Below are 21954 nucleotides of genomic sequence, written 5' to 3'. Positions count from 1 at the left end.
TGTATTTCTCGCATCGACTCAATAGATGCGGTATTGTAACTATTATTTATGGCTTATCCAATTGAAGACACGCCCTAGTAGTTATCTGCTTTTATAGAAAATAAAAAACGCTGTATCTTAAAGGTTACTATCCTTAAAGATACAGCGTTTTTTTATGGAGAACAGTTTATTTTAGTCTGTTACTCTTGGCTTGGTTCGGTCGCATCATCTATGGGTTTGACTGGGCCTTGCATCAGCTCAGGCTCATCATCATCACCGATGATATCTTCGCTATTGCTTGAGGCGAGTAGATCACGGTAATTAATTTGAGCCTTTAGCACCATCTGTTCTTCTTCTAGCTCGCCATAGTTGACCTGTACCTTATATAGTGCACCCATGATCTTTTTATTGTTTTTTAGCCAGCGATGGATATCGATATAAATCACTTCGTCCTTTACGCGCGCGATATTGACGTAAGATAGAAGGAAGCCCAATGGGTCTTTCTTTAGGACGCTGTGATAAAACCAAATCGCAAGCTTTACCCCTTGGCGTTTGATAAAAGACTCGCAGCGCAAGTTTAAGATATCGGTATAGGTCTGCTGACCAAACACGAAGCGTTGGACATTACGATCGAGTTGCACGTGGATCAAGCTAAAATTACTGGCGATTTCCGCATAAATACCGCCTGCATTGACCGTACAGTATAAGCGAAACCAATCATCATGTAGCTCAACGCGCAGCTCTAAAATCGCCTTTACATTGTCCGTGACAAAGTTTTGTAGCGCATCATTGACGTAGGTTTGTGCGACTGGCAGCGCCAGCTCGTCTTCAAACTTATCTGTGGTTTTATTATAGATGTCTTTAACGGATTGGGCGAGACGTTCCCAACCACTGCTGAATGACTCATCAAAACGATAGCCAATATTTTCAAAAAACTCATCGAAATTGTCTGAATCTCTCACGTTATCAAAGTCACTCAAACTTATTATCCTTATAATTACTGGGCTTGCCATTCAAGAGGTGCTGCAATGAGTTACAGATTAAAAGCCATAAACCATCACTAATAAAGAGAGTAACGGTTAGATAATGGCTATCATTATGCTGATGCAAACGTAACGATACAAAGCACTGAGATGGCTGCGCTAAAACAGTATATAACAAATACAGTGGCTTCAAAATGGACACATGCGTTTTGTGACAATTCATTTGATATATCGACAATTTATAAAAACTCATAATGCCTAAGAATAATTAAGCCAGTATTTAAACTGACTTTACGTATGCTAATGGGTGTTAGGATGCTCAAAGCTGTACTCGTCAGAATAGTTACACTAGTGACATAATTCTCTGTCATGTTATGATAGCGCCAGTATATATCAAGCATAGCACTGTCTTCAGAATGGCGATGCTCACTATCTAGCACACCGTATTCGGCGCTCATTCATACGGCACTGTACATACTGGTACGCTCATACTCATAAGCTGAGACCTGCTTTGGCCTACATTAAAGACTCACAAAGTTATCATTTCTCAGCGCAAGACCCTAAGCGTGATATCAGCTTGCCTGTTGCAATTGTCATCGCAGTCGCTATTCATGCGCTGATTATCTTTGGCATTGGTTTCTCTGTTGGAAAAGACCCTGCTGCAATGATGCAGGATGTGGCAAAAGCCCTGACTGATAATATGAAGCCCAATGAAGATGCTCAGTTTATTGCCAATGCCTCACAAGAAGGCGGCGGCAGGGTACAAGAGCAGCTAAGACAAGAAAACAATCAGCTGAGCGCATTGGCTGCTACGCAAATGAGCGAAACACAGGACGTGATTGATCTGCAACGTCAAGTTCGGCAGCAGCGTTATCAAGAGAGCTATCTGCGCACGACCTTAAGCTGGCGTCAGGCTAGCATCGAGTCTGACAATGATAGCAAACAAGCACAAGATGATGTGATCGCTCAAGAAGAGCGGATACGTAAGCAAGTCGCGACGTTAGAAGCACAGCTGTCTCAGCGCCAGCAGCTCTATGCGACCAAGTCCAAAGTGGTAACAGTAGACAGCAACTCGACCACGCGCGGCGCGGCGGCAGACTATATCGATACTTTCCGTGAGCATGTTGAGCGCGTTGGTAATTTGCATTATCCCGCGCAAGCACGTGCGCAAGGCATCACAGGTGAAGTGCGTCTGATGGTCATCATCAGTAGCGATGGCACTATCAAGGCCATCCGTCTGCTCGAAAGCTCAAAATCAACGATATTGGATGAAGCGGCCAAGCAATCTGTCAGACAAGCCGCGCCTTTTGGTCAATTCACCAAAGATATGAAAGACATCGTCGAGCTGCGACTGATACGAACGTATCGATATAGTGACAAAGTTAAAGTCACTTATTAAGGTTGTAGAAAGTTGGCTGCACGATAAATAAACATAGTATGTCGATGAATACGTCATACTATTTTTTGATATACAGCTATCCAAATATAAAGCTACCCACATTCATCACACACCGCTATAAGTAAAGAGTCAGTATGGAATTTTTAGGTTTTACAGTAGATATTGCCACCCTAACCAGCAATAGCATAGAATTGGTCATCAAAGTTGCATTGGCAATACTGATATTCGTCGTCGGGCGCTGGCTTGCCAAAAAAGCCGTCGCAGTGGCTCAAAAAATCATGTTACGTAGTCATTTAGATGACACGGTTGCCAGCTTTTTGGGTCGTCTCTTATATGGCATATTGTTGGTCGTGGTGGCGTTGGCTGCACTGAGTAAAGTGGGTGTGCAGACCACATCGGTCGTCGCTATATTGGGCGGTGCCGCTGTTGCAATTGGTCTGTCGCTTAAGGATCAACTGTCTAACTTTGCCGCTGGCATCATGATTGTGACGTTTCGCCCGTTTGTACGCGGTGATTATGTACAGATACTCGGTCATACCGGTACGGTGACGGAAATTAACTTGATCAATACCCATTTGACCACGACAAACAATCACGATATTATTATTCCAAATGGTGACATCACGACAACCGCCACTATCAACTATTCGTCGTTACCCAATCGCCGCGTGGATATCACTATCGGTATTGGTTATGATGCCGATATTAAGACAGCAAAAGACATCATGATAAAGCTGGCCACCGACAATCCGTTGGCCTTTACTGATCCTGAACCTATCGTCCGTGTGACCAACTTAGGGGACAATTCAGTTGATTTGACCTTAAATGTTTGGACCACCAATGCGGACTGGTGGAGCATGCAATGTGATTTGCTTGAGCAGTTTAAATACGCGCTTGATGACAATAAAATCGACATTCCATTCCCGCAGCGCAGTGTACATGTTAAAGGGTTAGAGATGTTGATGGGCAACAAAAACGAATCGCCATTGCCATCTTTAGACAAAGATCAAAACCTTTAAAGATAAAGACGTTTGAATCGCATCAATTATAAATAGGGGTTTGGTAGGTTTAGGCCTGCCAAAACCTCAATTTCAAACTGCTCCATCTCATCTTGTTCGGCTTGTCCAAGCTCATGATCGAACCCAAGTAAGTGCAGCACACCATGTGTTAATAGATGGCTAATGTGCTGTGCGACTGTTTTCTCTTGTTCTGCTGCTTCACGCACGATCACATCATGACAAATAATCAGCTCACCAAGCGCTAGGGTTGGCATCAGCCCGATGATAGCGGCTGGCAAATCACTAGGATAAGACAGAATGTTGGTCGCATAATCCTTGCCTCGGGCTTCCAAATTCAACTCACGACCTTCAGTCTCATCAGTGATATATATATCGAGTGATTTGACTTTTTCTTGCCATAGTTCAGCATCGATATCTGCAAAATAAGGCAGTACTAAACCACTATTAATTTGCTCATCTATGTAATCCAAAGTTGCCATCATCACAGGTAGTAGCGTGTCACGATGATAAAAAGTAACGAGTAGGGTGTCATCAATACTACTCGTTGCACTGATATCTAATATCTCAAAGCTTTCATCATTATTAGTGATATCAGTTGCCTTTTTTTGGCTAAAACTATCATCGTCATTATACTGGCTCATGTTGTTCTCTCCTTACTTTATTGTCATGTCATTTGTTTAATTTGCTAAAACTACTCAAGGTTAATTTACTAACTCTAATCTACTACGCTAATTATCAGTCTAGCAGCAAAAAACCGGACTACTAATTAGTAATCCGGTTTTGCGTTTCTATATTTGCCTTTTTAAGGTGGCAAATATCAAACCTGCTATTTTATAGCTTTGCAGCAGCATTAGCGATGGCTTGTCTACGCTCTTGCTCTTTGATACGCTCAAACTTACGCTTTTCTTCTAATATGATTTGTTCTTCATCAAACACATCATACGCTTCGACGATTTTTTGTACCAGTTGATGGCGCACCACGTCTTTTGAGTCAAATTTAGTGATATGAATCTCTTCAATACCGCTTAAGATTTCCATCGCTTGCGCCAAGCCAGACTTATGACCACGGGGTAAATCCACTTGGGTCACGTCACCAGTAATCACGGCTCGCGAGCCAAAACCCAAACGGGTCAAAAACATTTTCATCTGCTCAGGTGTAGTGTTTTGCGCTTCATCCAAGATGACAAACGAATTGTTTAATGTACGACCGCGCATATAGGCAAGGGGTGCGATTTCGATGACTTGTTTTTCAATCAGCTTACCCACTTTTTCAACGCCGATCATCTCATATAGCGCATCGTACAATGGACGCAAGTATGGGTCAATTTTTTGCGTCAAATCACCTGGTAAAAATCCCAGTTTTTCACCAGCTTCTACCGCGGGACGCACGAGTAAAATCCGCTCAATTTCATTACGCTCGAGCATATCCACGGCGCAAGCAACCGCTAGATACGTTTTACCAGTACCAGCAGGGCCAATACCAAATGAGACGTCAGAGTTCAGTACACTTTGGACATAGGTCTGCTGGTTGCCACCGCGAGGAATGATACGACCCTTACGCGTGCGCAAGCTAACTGGCGTAAATTCACTAGCAATATCGAAATCTTCTTCTTTGGCAGCTTCTTCTGCCTGTTGTGCATCCGCTGCCATGTCTTCGTCACGAGAGATGCTCGATTGGATGATGAGATGCAGCTCTTCTGCACTGATATCTTTTTTGTTTTGTGCTTCATCTACCATTTTATAAATAATACGCTCACCACGCTCAACACCAGTTACATCACCGCTCAGGCAAAAATCACCTTGACGTTGCATGATTTTGATATCGAGGCGTTTTTGGATGTATTTCATGTGATTGTTGTATTCACCTAGCACGATTTTGAGCTGTGCTGGCGTCAATGATTCAAATTTTATACGGCGGCTCATGGAATCAGTCAAGCGATTATCCTTTTATTGTGTGCCCAAAGTGATGTTGTTTTATTAAGCTTTGGACTTAAGAGATAAAGTAGTCGGTCGTTATTGTCTTGGCTTTAAATGGTAGAGATAGAAATGACGGTAGCAGTGCTGTTGGTTTTATTGTTTGTTTTAGGAATGGTGATAAGTAACGGTCTTGCCTTTATTATGGTAGATAGTTTTTAAATTTCAAGCCATACATCATATCCCTGAGGCTGTTTTTGTATGGTGATTGCAATCATTAGTGGTTTTTTAATAATTTTAGTAGAGTGCATTTTTCAGGTTTGGTTACTTCTCAATGCTTCGTGGTTACTGCGTTCATTGTTATCAATATTAAAGCTGTTTTAGTACACGTTTTGCCTACCGTTAACCGCACAGAATAATGGGTTATTTGTGGTAATCTATGAGTGATATCATAGCGCTTTGTAATTAAATTTAAAACATGAATAAAATGGGCAGGGTCATAATATTAAAGTGACTAATAATAGCAATCAATGGCCCATTAACCGCTCATAGAAAGCACGCCCCATACAATAAAGTAGGAATAATAATGATACAAAATGCTGATTTAAATTTATCAAATGCTAAAAGCAAAGTTGAGCATGCAGTTGAAAACAATGTAATTGAAAACATAGCTGATAATAGTAAGGCAATCACGGCGCAGCAAGTACTTATCGCGGGTGGTGGTCATGTCGGTTTATCCTTTGCATTGCTGCTAGCGAATCAGGGTATTGCCAGCACGTTATTAGAAAAAAACAGCTATCCAACTATCAGTCCAAAAGATGATGACAATCGCAGTCACTATTTGGACAGTCGCAATACGGCGCTATCACGCCGCACGGTACAGATTTACCAAGAGATTGGCCTGTGGGATGAGTTACAAAGCCATGCCTGCCGTATCGACTCAGTACAGGTTAGCGAACAAGGCAGCTTTGGCCGTGCGCAACTCAATAAAGCTGAAGAAAAAGTCGAATCGTTTGGTCAAGTAATAGAAAATGCATGGCTCGGACGCAAGCTTCTATTAGCCGCGCAGCAAGCACCATTGGTCACGTTGATTGATAATGCCAATGTCAGCGCAGTGACACAAAAAGCGGACGGTGTCACGCTGAGCTTTAGCCATTATGGTGAAGAGGAACAAGAGCAGCAATTACAGGGTAGTGTTTTGGTCGCTTGTGATGGCCGCGACTCTACCGTGCGTCAGCTATTGGATATTGGCACAACCACTTATGATTATCAACAAACGGCTATTGTGGGTGTGGTGGAAACTTCTATGCCGCATGAGCATGTCGCAATTGAGCGTTTTAGCCCAGCAGGTCCACTTGCAGTACTGCCACTGACGGATCCAGATGGCGATGGCAATGATGAGTATCAGAGTGGCTATAGACGCTCGGTCGTGTGGGTGTGCCCGACGGGCGAAGAGAAACGTTATCTAGAAGATGACGCACATTTTTTACAGACACTGCAGCAAGCCTTTGGTCAACGTGCTGGCAAGTTTGTCGCTGCCGGTCGCCGCGGTGCTTATCCATTGACGCGTGTGCTAGCCGACAAGCAAGTAGAAGGTCGTTGCGTGGTCATGGGCAATGCGGCTCATACGCTGCATCCTGTAGCAGGACAAGGATTCAATCTCTGTATGCGTGACGCGCATGTATTGGCGCAGATGATGAATGCGCAAGTACTGAAGGGCGCAGACATTGGTGATCCAACGCTACTCAAACGCTATGAAAAAGCACGTCTAAGCGACCAAAAACGAGTCATTCGTTTCTGTGATGCTGTGGTACATGGCTTTACCCATCCTAATCCAGTCATAAAGCTAGCTCGTAATGTGGCTCTAGTCGCCTTTGATAAACTGCCAAATATTAAACCACTGGTTGCGACCTATGCGATGGGCTTAAAATCATAGCGCTATAGCCAATCCTCTTTAAAAGAGTGACAGCGTTAACCTCGATTGAAGTATTGCCTATACATCTACACTTGGTTGCCTTGGCTCCCTTTTAAACTGAATCAACTACATATAAGTAAGATTGATAACAAGTATTCTAATATTGACCAGTATTGAGAGACACCTTATGAAAAACAACCATACGCTGATTATCGGTAGTGGTATCGTTGGTGCAACGCTTGCGCTAAAACTGGCACAAGCAAAAATGCCTGTGACATTGATTGATGCTCGTCCTGCACGCGATGAATCAGATTGGCAAGGCGTGCTGAACAAACGTGATGCTCGAGTGTATGCGCTGAGTTTGGCCAGTATTAATTTGCTTAAAGACGTGGGTGCTTGGCAAAAGATTGCGAGCTCTGAGCGTAAGGCTGACTACTCACAAATGCAGGTATGGCAACTGAACGGTAGGGGCGAGCTGTTATTTGGTGAGAGTAGCGCTGATTTGTCTAATTCTGTTATACCGCAAATGCTTGGTAGTATGGTCGAGCCAGCCGTCATTGAACATGCGTTATGGCAGCGCTTGTATGAGGATGACGTCAGTGGTTATCTGACCATTATCGCGGGGCAAAAAGTCACAAACATGGATTGGCTGGGTGCGCAGCAAGGCTACCGCGTGACTTTAGAAAATCATACCACTATTAACGCTCAACTATTAGTGGGTGCTGACGGTCGCGGCTCATTTGTACGTAAGCAAGCAGCGATTAGTCTAGATACGCTCGATTATAATCAAACGGCAATTTGCTGTGCGATTCACACCGAAAAGCCACATCAAGCGACGGCGCGTCAGGCGATGTTGCCCACGGGTACGTTAGCCTTATTGCCGTTAGCGGATATTACCGATGAAGATAAAGCCAATCCACAGCACTGGCAGTCGATTGTATGGACGTTGCCACGCAATCAAGCATTGGCATTGATAGAAGAAGATGACCGCGTTATCGCTGATAAACTGGCTGCTGCCTGTCATTATGAGTTAGGCGCTATCAGTCAGATTGAATCGATCGCTAGCTTTCCGCTGACTGCGCAACAAGCGAATAGCTATGTCGCTGATAACTTGGTCTTGATTGGCGATGCGGCACATGGCGTGCATCCGTTGGCAGGTCAGGGGCTGAATCTGGGCATGCTCGATGTGCAGGTATTAAGTGAGCAATTAGCACACGACTTTACTCGTAGTGGTGGTACGATTTGGGGCAGTAATCAAACGTTGCGTAGTTACGAGCGTCTGCGTCGTCCGCATAATAGCCTAATGATGCACAGCTTTTCTGCCCTTAATTGGCTATTCGCAGGGTCGCTGGCGCAATTACGTCCCGTACAGCAGATACGTAATGAGGGCATGTACCGCGTTGGTAAAATGAAGCCGCTCATGAGATTGTTTGCTAAGCAAGCGAGTGGGGTTTAGTTTCTATACTTAAGGATGAGTAGACTATGAGTATTAAATTATCGATAATGATGACGAGTATGCTAGGCGTATTGGCACTGACAGGTTGTCAGACACCATTAGGAAGCACGGCGCTCAATCAAAGTCTTGAAGAGCCGCCTATTACGTTAGTACCAGATACTCCGGATTCAGATGGGGATGGCGTACTTGATGATATAGATGAATGTCCTGCTACACCTTGGAAGGTGATAATAGATGAAGCAGGTTGTCCTTTTTCGGGCATTGGGGTAGGTCTAAAAATGGAGTATCGCGCATTTTTCGATAAAGACAGTAGTGAGCTGGTGCCAAAGTATCAAGCCGAGCTTGATAAAGTAGGAATGAAGTTGCAAGAGTATAAAACCGCGATCATATGGATTGAAGGTCATAATTCAAAAACTGAAATCGATAGTGTCTCTATAGACAAAGCGAACGCCTTGGCGGAAGACCGAGCGAATAAGATTAAAAATTATTTAATATCGAAATATAGCATTGACTCTGAGCGTATTACGACGACTGAGTATGGCGCAAGAAGACCAATTGCGCCCTCTGATAGTGAAGAGGGTAATATGTTGAATCGGCGAGTTTATGCGATTGCGTTTGAGCCTGAAGAACAAAAATAATTTTATTGTTAAAAATATTCGAGACGACTCATCAAATGCGATGAAATAGGGGCTTCGATTCGATATGAAAATGAATTTAGATCTAGCCAAGTGCCGAAAAGAACACCATCAGCACAGGGGATACGATATTAATCAAAAAGCCAAAACTAATCGCCAATGGTACAACTTTTAGACCACCTGACTGTTGGATAACCGGTAACGTAAAATCTAAACTGGTCGCACCGCCAAGTCCTACCGCTGCAGAAGGATATTTGCGCATAAAAACAGGTATAAACAATAGCGCAAAAAACTCGCGTACCAAGTCATTAAATAGCGCCACACTTCCCCAAACCGCACCATAAGCGTCTGTCATCACAATCGCTGATAGCGAATACCAACCAAACCCTGATGACAGTGCCAAGCCTTTGGTCCATGAGACATCGGTAAATAGCAACGCAAAAATAAGCCCGCCCACTAATACCGCTAGCGTAAAAATAACACTCATTTGTACGCCGCGTTTATTCAGCATTACTTCTTTGAGCGTAATGCCTGAACCTTTAAGCCCAATACCAACCAGCAAAATCAAAATCATCAACAGAGCAGTCATGGTGTTCTCTGGTGGCATATAGTTGGCAGGTAAGAAGTAGCCAATCACCATCCCAATCACCACACAAACAACCTGCGCAAGGCTGCCACGAATACTGACACGATGCTCTTTGGATTTGACGCTGGGTTTTTTGGCATGCCAAGGGTGCAGATGATCGAACGCCATGAGTGCAAATAAGCCCGTACCAATCGTTAAGATCGACAAAACAGTGACATACAGAGCAATTTCGCCCAACTGGTTACCCAGCCCTTCTACTTGTGATAGCTCAATCCCAATAAGTGCCAAGATGATGTAGACCAAATACGATAGGCCTTTATCGGCAAGCTTGGTCATAGTCGGATTAGAAGGAATGGCAAAGCCAATAAACATTGGCATTAGGACTAGAACAAGAGTAATCAGGCTTTGCATGGTGAAGGACTCGCAGCGTTTTAAACAAGGCATTTTTAAGAAGCTGAAGATTGTAGCATATTACTGCACAAATGCTGGTGTGCGGGTTCAAAATGTGGATTACTGTGCCAACTTATGACTGAAAGAAAACCTCAAAACGAGACTGATTTACAAAATGACTGCCGCTTATTGAGAGTCGGTAGGCATAAATATTTACCTTATAGCGGTTTATTGCTACATTAAGGTATTCGGGAGATTGAGCAATACTATGTCGCTATATCAGCTCAAACCTAAATTTCAAGATCAGCTTCGACCGCTGAGTAATGCATTGGTCGCAAAGAACATCACTGCCAATCAAGTCACTGTATCCGCAGTATTATTGAGTATGGGTACCGCTTTCGTGATTGCTAAGCCTGCAACCGATCAACAATCGTTATGGCTGCTATTGCCTTCATCATTGTTCATGCGGATGGCACTCAATGCCATCGACGGCATGATGGCGCGCGAGCATGGTCAAGCATCGACGCTGGGCGCAGTACTAAATGAGGCGGGCGATATTATCGCTGATACAGCGCTCATTGTCAGCTTGGCTCCCCATATTACTAAGCATGATTTGCAAGTTAATTCTGAACGACAAATTCTCACGAGTAAGTCGCTAACTACCCAGCGGCATATCAGCAGTATTGTCGCGTTAAGTATGAGTACCGAACTACTCGGTATCGTCAGCAATACGATGCTAGGGGCTAGGGCAAATCAAGGGCCTTTAGGCAAAAGTGACCGCGCTTTAATACTAGGCGTTCTTGGTGCTTCTATGGGGAGCAAGCTACCGTTATCGCTTTCTTCTAAAAGAATCGTTCAGTTGTCCCTGTTGGTAGAGACGCTATTATTAAAAACGTGTTTAAATCGCTTACGTTATATGGCAAATCTATACTTAATGCATCAGCCACCAGCACTTCGAGCAGTAACGTGTGAGTCAACAAACAACTTGCCATCTCTTAATACTGTTTTGCCAAATACTTCTACTGATAATGCTCGCCCATTGGAGTTCAAAGAAATGCTAACCACTACCGTTAATAGTCAAAAATTAAAAGAACAGGCTAGTATTAGTTTTGAGCAGTCTTCAGCCAAAATCATAACTGGTGAAAGTTGCTACAACGCTTATGATGGCACGGCTATTTATTATCGCTACTGGCTCACGATGCCTTTAACAGATATGAAAAAATCAGCCATTGAAAAATCTACTCAGCCATTACGCCAAGTAATTTTATTGCACCGTGGGCATGAGCATTCGGGCCGATTAGCTGAGCTAGGACAGCAGTTTGCAAAAGCTGGTTATCAAGTCTTTGCTTGGGATGCACGCGGTAATGGGCGCTCAGGCGGTGTCAAAGACCATGCCGAGAGTGTTACCGAGCTAGAGAGAGATTTAGACGGATTTGTGCAGTTGGTCATCGGGCAAACTGGTATTGCTATCGAAGATACGTTGATTGTCGCCAGTAGTATCGGTGCGGTACTGGCGGCAGCGTGGGTGCATGATTATGCGCCCAATATTCGCGGCATGATATTGGGTACACCTGCACTAAGCATTCGCTTGTATATGCCTTTTGCGATACCGTCATTGAAGGTAGCACGGACACTGGGTCTGATGTCGCGTGTTAGTAGCTATGTTAAAGCGCAAGTATTGACCCATGATAAAGACGCGCAGCAAGCCTATAATGCTGATCCATTGATATCAAACAGTATTTCAACTGACCTACTTATCGATACGCATGCCACTGGTCAGCGTTTGCTCGACGATGCAGGGGCTATCACTGTACCGACGTTTGTTTTATGTGCAGGTAAAGACTACGTGGTGGATAAACAGGCTGAACGCACGTTTTACGAAGCGATTAATACACCTACCAAACGCTGGCAATTATACCCCGACAGCTACCATGCAATCTTTCATGAGACCAATAAAGCAGACGTCTTTGCTGACTGTATTGATTTCGCTGAGCAAGTATTTAACATACAAGTCCAAGCACCTGATTTGAGTACCGCGCATTTGAATAGTGCCAGTAAAGATAAGGTAGACCGCTTAGCGATTAAGCCGTTTAATCCGAGTTTTGCTATTACCCGTTTTGCAATGCAAAAGTTCGGTCATGTTAGCGATGCGATTGCGACAGGGCTTGAGCATGGGTTTGATTCTGGTCACTCGCTTGACCATGTTTATTACAATCAGCCGAGCGGTCAGAATAAATTTGGTCACGCAATCGATAAATTTTATTTAAGTAATATCGGCTGGCAAGGCATTCGTATACGCCGCGCACATATCTTAGAGCTGGCACGTATAGCACTTGCAGATATTGAAGACAAAAACCAAAGTAGTGCTAAGCCATATCAACCAAAACTATTAGATATCGCTAGTGGCCATGGTTTTTATGCCTTTGATCTACTGACTGGGTTTACCGATTTGCATGCTGAGCTACGAGATTATGAGATGCATAATATCCAAGCATTGCAAGCAAAAGCGGAGCAGCTAAAGATTACTGATCGAGTCATTGCTTGTCAAAAAGATGCTTTTGACGTGGCAAGTTATAAAGGTATAAAATCGGTAAGTGCAAGCGTTAAAGGCGAAGCATTGAAAACGTCAGGTTTTGATATTGCCATCAGCTCAGGCGTGTTTGAATTGTTTTCTGACAATACACTACCCGAAACGGCATTGGCGGGTATTTATGACAGTTTAAAAGCGGGCGGTTATTTAATTTATACCAATCAGCCGTGGCATCCTGAGCAAGAGTTCATCAGTAAAACCTTAAACAATCACCGTGGCAGTAGTTGGGTGATGCGTTGTCGCTCGCAAGCCGAGATGGATCAATTGGTTGAGCGTGCGGGCTTTAAGAAAGTCGCCATGCGTATCGACCGCTTTGGTATCTTTACCGTGTCATTGGCGATTAAAATGGCACCAATCGATGATAAGTAATAAATGAATAATAAGTCCATCAAGCCTTATGAGCGTGTTCAACTTTTTTCAGGAGGAGGCTCGCGTTTTGGCTATTATTTAGGCAGCTATGCGGCGTTAGTGGCGCATGATTTGACGCCAGATATTATTATTGGTACTTGCGGTGGCAGCTTATCCGCTTATCTGGTCAACCTAGCTCCTGACCCTAAGGAATTGCAAGCGCTGATGTGCAGCCGTGAGTTGTCTCGTACCATTGCTGCAATCAGACATGTCTCACCAGATGAAGCCAATAGGCGTGTAAAAATACGTTATATAACGCATGCACTCAAACGTTTGTCCTTTTCACGTAAAGCGTCTAAAGCACAACGGCAACGACAGGCAGACAGCTATGCGCGACTCTTAGATGAACTACAGCAGTTGGCGATGTTTCGTATTGATGATGAGGCGCGATGGCTCGATGAGCTGTCTAGCTTTGCTTCTAGCGAAAATGGCAATAGTCAGTCTAACGCTAATACCCCTGAGATAGCCATCATTGCCAGCCGACTGTATCAAGCGCCTATTGATGGTTCATCTGATGAAAAGCTAACGCTGCAAGAGTTGTTATTTGCACCGTCGCGCTTAGCAAATTTGCCAAGTTCTGTATCAAATCTGGCTGACGAGCAACTGATATCACCTTCGCATACATTGGCAAATGGTCGTATACATGAGGCGGTAGAGATACTGACGCAATGGGATTTTGCGTCAGTGGTTCGTGCTTCTATGGCCGACATGTATTATCTACCGCCTATACATATTACAGAGCTTGGTTGGTGCTTAGGTGGGGTCATCAATCTCACACCGATTGAGCTAGCCTGTCAGTTGGGTGATAGCGTATTTGCAGAAACTAAGGCAGGTTACGACTCGTGGCTGGCTGCTCCAGCGATTCAGCGGGTTTTTGGTTTTGATCCCAATGAGCGATTGGCAGCAGTACACGGTTATCAACCAACAGAAGTAGCGTCGCACACTAGTACCGCAAGTAATCATCATCAGCTACACTGGCTACCATTTGCCGATAATGAACAGCAGTTAGTAGGTCAGAATGTGCAGAAGCGTTTTAATATAAAGCAAATGACTGTTGAGCTGATACACGCTGATTATGATGGCTTTGTGCAGCAAATGCAGGCGCAATGGAAGTACGGCTACCAGCGTACAGCTGACTATATACAGCTGCATAATTTATGAATACTCTCGTAGAATATACCGCCGAAAATCATGCGCCGCATATTATTGTCGTTGGTGGTACGAGTGGCATTGGCTTGGCATTGGCTCATCACCATCTACAGCTTGGCTGGCAGGTGAGCGTTGTTGGTAGTAATGAGGTCAAGATAGAAAGCATCAATAGCCAGTATCCTGCCATCAGTACTTATACTTGCGATTTGACTGATAGTGTTCAAACACAGAGTCTATTAGATAAATTGTCAGCTATGAGCTTTCAAAGGCTCATATATAGTGCGGGTAGTTACACCAATGAGCGTGTCCATCATCTAAATCAAGTAGACAGTGATAAAATGCTAGCGATTAACTTGCAGGCATTTGAGCAGGTTTTTAGATGGGCAAGCGCGCAATTAAAGCAGCAAAGCCAGTCGCTTGATATCATCAATAACCTTAAGCCAAGCCTTATTTGTATCGCCTCTATCGCTGGCACGATGGATTATCCTTACGCCAGTCTTTATGCCAAAAGCAAACGGGCGATGATTGCGACTGCCAGTGCTTATCGAGCGGCACTTGCGCCTTATGATATCCAAGTGAATTGTATTGCATCAGGCTATATCGATACCCAAGCATTGCGTGATTTAAATGACGGCGATGCTAGTCATAAACCATTTATCATGAGTACGCAGACTGCTGTGGCGAAGATTATGCAAGCGATTGAGAATGATGTGGAGTTGGCAATATTTCCACGCTCCATGCGTTATATCACTCAGACGCTAAACCACTTACCCAAGCCATTACTCAACTGGATATTACGCAGTAAGCTGGATAAGCCTTCTTAATCAAGCACTGTCTTAATCAAGAATGGGCAGCTTATCCAAATAGCCAGTAGAGTAGGGTGAATATGGGCACACCAATCAGCAAGCTGTCTATCCGATCTAATACGCCACCATGTCCAGCCAGCATCGTACCGGTGTCTTTTACGCCATGTTGACGCTTAAATGCGGATTCTAATAAATCTCCCGTGATACCACTCACGGCCAGACTGTAAGCTGCTAGTAAACAAACCCACCAGCTAAAGGGTGTGAGCCATAGTCCCAGTAAGGAAGCCAATATAGCAGCACACAAACTGCCAAAAATCGCCCCTTCAATGCTTTTGTTTGGACTGATGGTTGGTGCCAGACCTCGTTTAAACCATTTATGACCCAGTAATCGTCCGCATAAATATTGAGCAATGTCATTAAACTGGCTGGCAAATAGCACAAATAGCAATACGCCATACTGCTCACGTTGCCACGTTAATTGCTGCAAGGTAATAAGGCTAATAATCAGTAAAATAAAGGCAGTGCTAAAGATGATATCTAATGCATTTAAATGTGCAGATGCGTTGTTGGATGCTGAATGTTTCTCATGAGTGCTGGTGATTGGTTGTAATCCACGCGCTTGGAGCTTACGGATGAGACCTGCCTTACCATTTAAGCACCATAAGCGTTTGAGCTCGTAGCCACCGCGTAGCCCGATTAAAACAAAAAAAGCAATGAGTAGCCACTGATAAGGATGAGAATAATCGTACTGATTAGGGTTCTCTAGCTTTGCGATACTGTAGCAAAGACACAGTGCCACCAACATGAACCACCACGAGCGGGCAATTAGGTAAATCTTAGGTAAGCGGGCACGCAAGCGAGGCAGGGCTAGCACGCCCCATACGACGCTGACAGTAAGCATCAGCCCGATAACAAACCATGTGTCTGTAGCCATGTTTTAGCACTCAATTAATAGATGGCGTGTAAAGCCTCCTTATAATAATAGCTTAAATGCTACTTCAACCCTAGTGTCAGACACTATCCATGACAGGTATAGAGTCTGTCTCGTTATTCATAGTATGACTGATGGACGCAAGCGGATAGCGGTTAGGCGGCGCAATGATGCTGGTCAATGCTACCTCATCTAAATTGGGGTAGTCGAGTCGATAATGGCCGCCACGACTCTCAAGGCGCTGATAGGCAGATTGAACGATCAATGTTGCCAGTTGCAATTGTTTTGATAATTGATGCTTTGCTAACTGATGCTTCGATAATTGATGTGTGGTTAATCGACTATCAGCTAACGAACTTGCCAATTGAGCATTGCCAAGTTCGTTAGCGTTAGGAATGCTGTCGTCACTCGCAGTAAGTGGATGCAGCTCCATATCTGCAAGCTGCGCTTGCCACTGCTGAATTTGGGTCAGGGCTTGCTCTAATTGTTGGGCACTACGTGTGATGCCCATATTGGCTGTCATGAGTGATTTTAAAGCGTTGATTATTGCGGTGATATCGATGTCTGAATGAAGCACCCTATTTGCTGTGTCATGCAGATGCGTTGATGCTATCGCCAAAGGCAGGACAATAGGTTGCGTCTCTATTAGGACTGGCGATGACCACAGGTCAGTGAGTGGTTGCTCAAACGCATCATAGCGTGTGCTATCCAATTTAACTATTTTGTCTAAATAATGTGGCAAGTGGTTAGCAATATTGCGTCCAACCACCACACATTCTAATAGCGAGTTGCTTGCCAAACGATTGGCACCGTGCAGACCTGTATATGCCACTTCACCTGCTGCATATAGCCCTTGCACATCGGTCATACCGTTCACTGATGTGACAACGCCGCCACAACTATAATGCGCTGTCGGGGCAACGGGGATAGGGTCGGTGGTCATATCAATACCTAGTGGCAATAAGGTTTGATAAATTTGCGGAAAATGCTGCTGCAAAAAGTCTGCTGGCAAGTGGCTGACATCAAGATGTACATAGCCCATGCCATTTTTTGAAATTTGCTCGGCTATCGCACGTGCGACAATATCTCGCGGTGCCAGTTCTGCACGCGCATCAATCTCTAGCATAAAGCGCCTGCCTGTCTGCGGGCAATACAACCGTCCACCCTCACCGCGAAGTGCTTCAGAGATTAAAAAACTGCTATCATCTAAGGCTAGACCTGTCGGATGAAATTGCACAAACTCCAAATTTGCCAGACGGCAGCCTGCTTTCCATGCCATCATCACGCCATCACCCACGCACACATTAGGTGCGCTGGCACGTTTAAACAACTGCCCTAAGCCGCCACTCGCCATTACGACAGCCCGACTATAAACTGTAAGCTGACGTTGATTGGCATGATCGAAAACAGTGGCACCGTAGCATTTTTTATGGTCAGTATTGTCAGTGCGGTTTATATCTGACTCACCAATCGTAGGGCGTGTTAATAATGATAAGGCTTCGTGATAAGGCAAGATGTTGATGTTAGCCGCGGCTTGTACTTTCACCGTTAAGGCTTCCATCACATGTCGCCCAGTCGCATCATCTGCATGCGCCACACGACGACAGCCATGCCCACCTTCTTTGGTTAAATGCAATTCACTGGTTGTTAAGCTAGCAGTCCGCAATATTTTATCTGATGTTGTTGTAGTATGTTGTTGTAGTGTCGGCGTAAAGGGAACACCTTGCTCGCATAGCCACTGAACCGCTTGTTGCCCTGCACTCAATATATCAGTAGTGTTCGCCGCATCACACAAGCCTGCGCCAGCGATGAGCGTATCAGACACATGGTCAGTCACAGTGTCAGTTTTATCTAAACTGGCGGCAATACCGCCTTGCGCATAGTGACTCGAACAGACATCGAGCGCCGCTTTGCTTAAAACAGTAATATTCAGCGACTTTGGTAACGATAGCGCGGTACTCAAGCCTGCCAGACCAGCCCCAATAATAAGAACGTCAGTTTTTACAATATTGCTCATATCACTGCTACTCCTGTTATTTTTATAGCGAGTGGTGCTGGTTTGATTAGCTGAAGGCGACTTACCCATGCTAGGCTGCCCCAACGTTAGCGAACAGTGCACGGTCTTTTATGATATCGCCACTGGCAGCAACTCGTTGCTTTTGTGCTTCAGCAAAATCAAGCATACGTTGCAAAGGCTTTTTGGCTGCTACTGCTAGCTCTGGCGTCATCACTACTTCACCACTACTATGAGTTAGGCACTGCTCAATCCCTTTTAGACCATTCATCGCCATCCATGGGCAAAAGGCACAGCTCTTGCAACTTGCGCTCTCACCAGCAGTTGGTGCGGCCAAAAACCTTTTATTTGGTGAGCGTTTTTGCATCTCGTGCAAGATACCCAAATCAGTGGCGACGATAAAAGTATCAGCATCCATCTCGTAAGTGGACTGGAGTAGTTTACTGGTTGAGCCGACCACATCAGCAAGGGCAACCACGCTATCAGGTGATTCTGGGTGTACCAACACTTTGGCATTGGGGTACTCTTCTTTTAATTGCATCAGTTCAGTGGCTTTAAATTCATTGTGCACGAGGCAAGAGCCTTGCCAAAGCAGCATATCTGCACCAGTCTCACGCGCGATGTATTTACCCAAATGACGGTCAGGGCCCCAGATGATAGTCTCGCCTTGGGCATGTAGATGGCGGACGATGTCGATACCAACCGATGAGGTTACCACCCAATCTGCACGGGCTTTTACCGAGGCGCTGGTATTGGCATACACCACCACGGTACGCTCAGGGTGCGCATCACAAAAGGCTGAAAACTCATCGGCAGGGCAGCCCAAGTCAAGCGAACACTCCGCTTCTAAATCTGGCATGAGTACGGTCTTCTCCATACTCAAGATTTTGGCAGACTCGCCCATAAAGCGTACACCAGCGACTACTAAAGTCTGGGCGCTATGTGCTTGACCAAAACGCGCCATCTCTAATGAGTCACCCACACAGCCGCCAGTCGCCAATGCCAAATCTTGAATAAAAGGGTCAACATAATAGTGTGCGACCAGCACCGCATTGTGCTCTTTTAACAGTTGCTTGATATTGGCCTCAACCACCAGACGCTCAGTCCGTGGCAAATCTGCTGGCATTTTGGCTTTGGCATATTCGATATGCATCTGAGTGGCGATGCGATTGTCTGTGCTCATGACGGGTGCGTCGTAGGGATAGGTTTTCATAATGGCAGCCTCTGTTGGTGCGATAACGATAAATGTGTGTATTAAAAATAGAGTAATGAGATATAAAAATGAATGAGTTATATTAATTATGCTCATTTTGAGTATAAATACAAGTGGTTTTTTTATACTAAGTGATTCAATACGTCAATTTTTGGTATATTTGATGCATCTATTGATAGCACTTCCGCTATGATTACAACGACAGACTATGATCGTTTTATATTTCCGCTATGCTAAGATGAGAGGTAGCTATCGATACAGATAGCCTTTTTTTATGACAGTCTAAAGATAAAGGATAACCCCTAGAGCCATGACGTTGTCTTATTCACATGCGCACCAGCAAGGTAGCGGCACAACAGAAGTGGTCGCCGTACTGGTCGCTATCACAGATCATATCGCGCGTGTCCTGACCGTTGATCAAGGCAAGCTATTGCCGAACGGACCGCTGATGCCACTGCATCGCTCCTTGCAAGCAGGCGTGCGCCAATGGGTAGAGGAGCAAACACAGCAGCCACTTGGATATTTGGAGCAGCTATATACTTTCGTTGATACCAATAGGCGCAATATCGATGGACACGCCCTCGTATATGTCAGCTATTTAGGGTTGGTGCAGGAGACACAGACGCAGCAGTTACAAAGCCAAGCGCTATGGCGTGATTGGTATGATTATTTTCCGTGGGAAAACCATTTGGATGGTATGCCCAGCATTATTATAGATTTTATTGTTCCTGTGCTATTGGACTGGATGAATACCGCCGAAGACGTTACTATCCAGCAGCGCCGACGTCAGCGTATTCGTCTGTGCTGGGGAGTCAGCGAAGCTTATTTGATAGGTCAGGCATCGCCAAACGCAGATTCTGCCAATGCCAATGCCAATGCCAACGCTCACCTCAATGAAAGCAGCGAGTGGGTTTCAGAGCATGTGCTGCTACGCTATGAGATGCTATACGAAGCAGGTCTGATACCTGAAGCGCCTAATTATCCGCCCAATTATCAAAATACTGTCCTGCCTGATGATTGGTCACAGCGCATAGGCGTACCGATGTATTATGACCATCGTCGCGTGATTGCTACCGCTATCTCGAGACTGCGTGCCAAGATTGAGTATCGGCCGCTTATTTTTGGTTTGATGCCTGATGTGTTTACTTTGTCGCAGTTGCAGCAGAGTGTTGAGGCGTTATCAGGGATACGTTTGCACAAGCAGAACTTTCGCCGTTTGCTCGATTCACAGAACCTAGTGATGGAGACAGGAGAGAGTAGTAGTGCTCAGCGCGGTCGTCCAGCCAAACTATATCGCTTTTGTCATGATATTGAGCTGCAAAGTCTATTAATGGACAGCAAACTTCCTAAGCGTAAATAGCCCGAAAAATGTATTCAAATTCACTATGAAAAGAATTGATGCACTGAGAAGTTTGTCACCCTTCCTTGCAGAGTCGATAATTTTACGCTATATTTATGCTCATTTTGAGTTTAAATAAACAGCCGTTTTTATCAATTCTATGCTTATATGAGGATCAAAAATGACCATCGAAAAAGAGCCAGCGTTGGATGATGTGTTGCTCAAGCCATTGGTGAAAGACGCTCTCACTGAAGATTTGGGTCGGCGCGGTGATGTGACGTCCCAAGCGACTATTCCAGCGGACATGCAAGCACAATTACAGATCAAGGCACGGCAAACAGGTGTGATATGCGGCATGGATTTGGCACGTTTGTCTTTTGCTTTAGTCGATGCGCAAATTGAGTTTGTGGCGCAAGTACAAGATGGCGAGACAGTCGAGGCGGGGGCCGTATTGGCAACAGTACGTGGTAATGCGCGTCACTTATTAACAGCTGAGCGCACCGCATTGAATTTCATGACGCATCTCAGCGGTATTGCAACAGCGACCCGTCAGATTGTCGATAGTGTGGCTGAGTATCCTGCACAAATCACGTGCACCCGTAAGACCATTCCTGGTTTGCGTATCGTCCAAAAATACGCGGTACGCTGCGGCGGCGGGCGCAATCACCGTTTGGGTCTCGATGATGCTATTTTAATCAAAGACAACCATATTGCGATTGCCGGTGACATCACAACCGCTATTGAACAAGCCCAAGTATTTGCTGGTCACTTGATTCCAATTGAAGTGGAAGTAGATACGTTAGCGCAGCTAGAGTTGGCATTAGATGCGGGTGTTAATTTGGTATTATTAGACAACATGCCACCCAAATTGCTACGTCAAGCCGTTATTCTATGCCAAGGACGAGCAAAGACTGAAGCCTCAGGTGGTATCACGCCAGATAGCGTGAGAGCAGCAGCAGAAACAGGCGTTGATTTTATCGCGATGGGCTATTTGACGCACAGTACTACTGCCTTGGATATTGGTCTGGATTTCAGTGCCTAAAACAAGCATTGCTTAGTGTGTTCCGACTTACAGGTTTTTTAGCGCAACAATGGTTAGTAATGTTGTGAGTGAGCAATCTATTTATTAGTTATTGACCAATAATAGGCTGCTATATACATGGATTTTTTGCCAAGATGATGTAAGAGAGTAACCAAGCAAAGTTAATGATTTAATTAGCTTATCTGC

General features: G+C 44.8%; 17 protein-coding genes. 10 read left to right on the top strand and 7 right to left on the bottom strand.

What is annotated here, in order from left to right; all coding sequences use genetic code 11:
* Positions 1-179: 179 nt before the first annotated feature.
* Positions 180-959, bottom strand: coding sequence for a hypothetical protein (locus IP485_RS03430; RefSeq protein WP_227686382.1), 780 nt, complete (start codon positions 957-959; stop codon positions 180-182).
* A 514-nt stretch (positions 960-1473) separates the two neighbouring features.
* Between IP485_RS03430 and IP485_RS03425 the strand changes: the two genes are divergently transcribed.
* Positions 1474-2361 carry an energy transducer TonB gene (locus IP485_RS03425; RefSeq protein ID WP_198325977.1) on the top strand — a complete coding sequence of 296 codons (888 nt, stop codon included), beginning with the start codon at positions 1474-1476 and terminating at the stop codon, positions 2359-2361.
* 134 nt (positions 2362-2495) lie between these two features.
* Positions 2496-3380, top strand: coding sequence for a mechanosensitive ion channel family protein (locus IP485_RS03420; protein ID WP_197175119.1), 885 nt, complete (start codon positions 2496-2498; stop codon positions 3378-3380).
* A gap of 26 nt (positions 3381-3406) precedes the next feature.
* Here IP485_RS03420 and ybeY read toward each other — a convergent pair whose 3' ends face one another.
* Both ybeY and IP485_RS03410 read right to left on the bottom strand, forming a co-directional pair.
* Entirely contained in the window at positions 3407-4021 is a 615-nt protein-coding gene (gene ybeY, locus IP485_RS03415) for an rRNA maturation RNase YbeY (protein WP_198325976.1), read from the bottom strand.
* A gap of 190 nt (positions 4022-4211) precedes the next feature.
* Positions 4212-5303 carry a PhoH family protein gene (locus IP485_RS03410; protein ID WP_194197127.1) on the bottom strand — a complete coding sequence of 364 codons (1092 nt, stop codon included), beginning with the start codon at positions 5301-5303 and terminating at the stop codon, positions 4212-4214.
* A gap of 580 nt (positions 5304-5883) precedes the next feature.
* Between IP485_RS03410 and IP485_RS03405 the strand changes: the two genes are divergently transcribed.
* The 3 genes from IP485_RS03405 to IP485_RS03395 all read left to right on the top strand — a co-directional run bounded on the left by IP485_RS03405 (position 5884) and on the right by IP485_RS03395 (position 9303).
* On the top strand, positions 5884-7230 hold the full coding sequence (locus tag IP485_RS03405) for an FAD-dependent monooxygenase (RefSeq protein ID WP_413787014.1): 1347 nt from the start codon (positions 5884-5886) through the stop codon (positions 7228-7230).
* A 166-nt stretch (positions 7231-7396) separates the two neighbouring features.
* Entirely contained in the window at positions 7397-8665 is a 1269-nt protein-coding gene (locus tag IP485_RS03400) for an FAD-dependent monooxygenase (protein WP_198325974.1), read from the top strand.
* A 26-nt stretch (positions 8666-8691) separates the two neighbouring features.
* Positions 8692-9303 (top strand): OmpA family protein, encoded by a 612-nt coding sequence (locus tag IP485_RS03395; protein ID WP_198325973.1) that lies wholly within the window; start codon positions 8692-8694, stop codon positions 9301-9303.
* Between the two features lie 82 nt (positions 9304-9385).
* Here the strand turns inward: IP485_RS03395 and IP485_RS03390 are convergent, their stop codons facing one another.
* The gene (locus tag IP485_RS03390; protein ID WP_198325972.1) at positions 9386-10297 is read right to left on the bottom strand and encodes a lysine exporter LysO family protein; all 912 of its coding nucleotides are present in this window, start codon (positions 10295-10297) and stop codon (positions 9386-9388) included.
* Positions 10298-10532: 235 nt separating this feature from the next.
* Here IP485_RS03390 and IP485_RS03385 point away from each other — a divergent pair, with 235 nt between their 5' ends.
* From IP485_RS03385 to IP485_RS03375, 3 genes are read left to right on the top strand one after another with little or no spacing between them, the layout of a single operon-like run.
* The gene (locus IP485_RS03385; protein ID WP_198325971.1) at positions 10533-13235 is read left to right on the top strand and encodes an alpha/beta fold hydrolase; all 2703 of its coding nucleotides are present in this window, start codon (positions 10533-10535) and stop codon (positions 13233-13235) included.
* A 3-nt stretch (positions 13236-13238) separates the two neighbouring features.
* A complete protein-coding gene (locus IP485_RS03380) occupies positions 13239-14435 on the top strand; it encodes a patatin-like phospholipase family protein (RefSeq protein ID WP_198325970.1) in 1197 nt (398 codons plus the stop codon).
* Positions 14432-15247 (top strand): SDR family NAD(P)-dependent oxidoreductase, encoded by an 816-nt coding sequence (locus tag IP485_RS03375; protein ID WP_198325969.1) that lies wholly within the window; start codon positions 14432-14434, stop codon positions 15245-15247. The genes IP485_RS03380 and IP485_RS03375 overlap by 4 nt, the downstream gene beginning before the upstream one ends.
* 31 nt (positions 15248-15278) lie before the next feature.
* Here the strand turns inward: IP485_RS03375 and IP485_RS03370 are convergent, their stop codons facing one another.
* From IP485_RS03370 to nadA, 3 genes are all read right to left on the bottom strand, one after another.
* A complete protein-coding gene (locus tag IP485_RS03370) occupies positions 15279-16163 on the bottom strand; it encodes a phosphatidate cytidylyltransferase (protein WP_198325968.1) in 885 nt (294 codons plus the stop codon).
* Positions 16164-16239: 76 nt separating this feature from the next.
* The gene (nadB, locus tag IP485_RS03365; RefSeq protein ID WP_198325967.1) at positions 16240-18177 is read right to left on the bottom strand and encodes an L-aspartate oxidase; all 1938 of its coding nucleotides are present in this window, start codon (positions 18175-18177) and stop codon (positions 16240-16242) included.
* Between the two features lie 70 nt (positions 18178-18247).
* Entirely contained in the window at positions 18248-19387 is a 1140-nt protein-coding gene (nadA, locus tag IP485_RS03360) for a quinolinate synthase NadA (RefSeq protein ID WP_198325966.1), read from the bottom strand.
* A 310-nt stretch (positions 19388-19697) separates the two neighbouring features.
* Between nadA and IP485_RS03355 the strand changes: the two genes are divergently transcribed.
* Both IP485_RS03355 and nadC read left to right on the top strand, forming a co-directional pair.
* Positions 19698-20747, top strand: a complete 1050-nt coding sequence (locus IP485_RS03355; RefSeq protein ID WP_198325965.1) for an NUDIX hydrolase — start codon at positions 19698-19700, stop codon at positions 20745-20747.
* Positions 20748-20907: 160 nt separating this feature from the next.
* Positions 20908-21768, top strand: coding sequence for a carboxylating nicotinate-nucleotide diphosphorylase (gene nadC / locus IP485_RS03350; RefSeq protein WP_198325964.1), 861 nt, complete (start codon positions 20908-20910; stop codon positions 21766-21768).
* Positions 21769-21954 lie beyond the last annotated feature (186 nt).

It is taken from the genome of Psychrobacter sp. NG27 (assembly GCF_016106655.1).
In the GTDB taxonomy this organism is placed as follows: domain Bacteria; phylum Pseudomonadota; class Gammaproteobacteria; order Pseudomonadales; family Moraxellaceae; genus Psychrobacter.
This window is presented reverse-complemented; position numbering and strand designations above follow the sequence as displayed.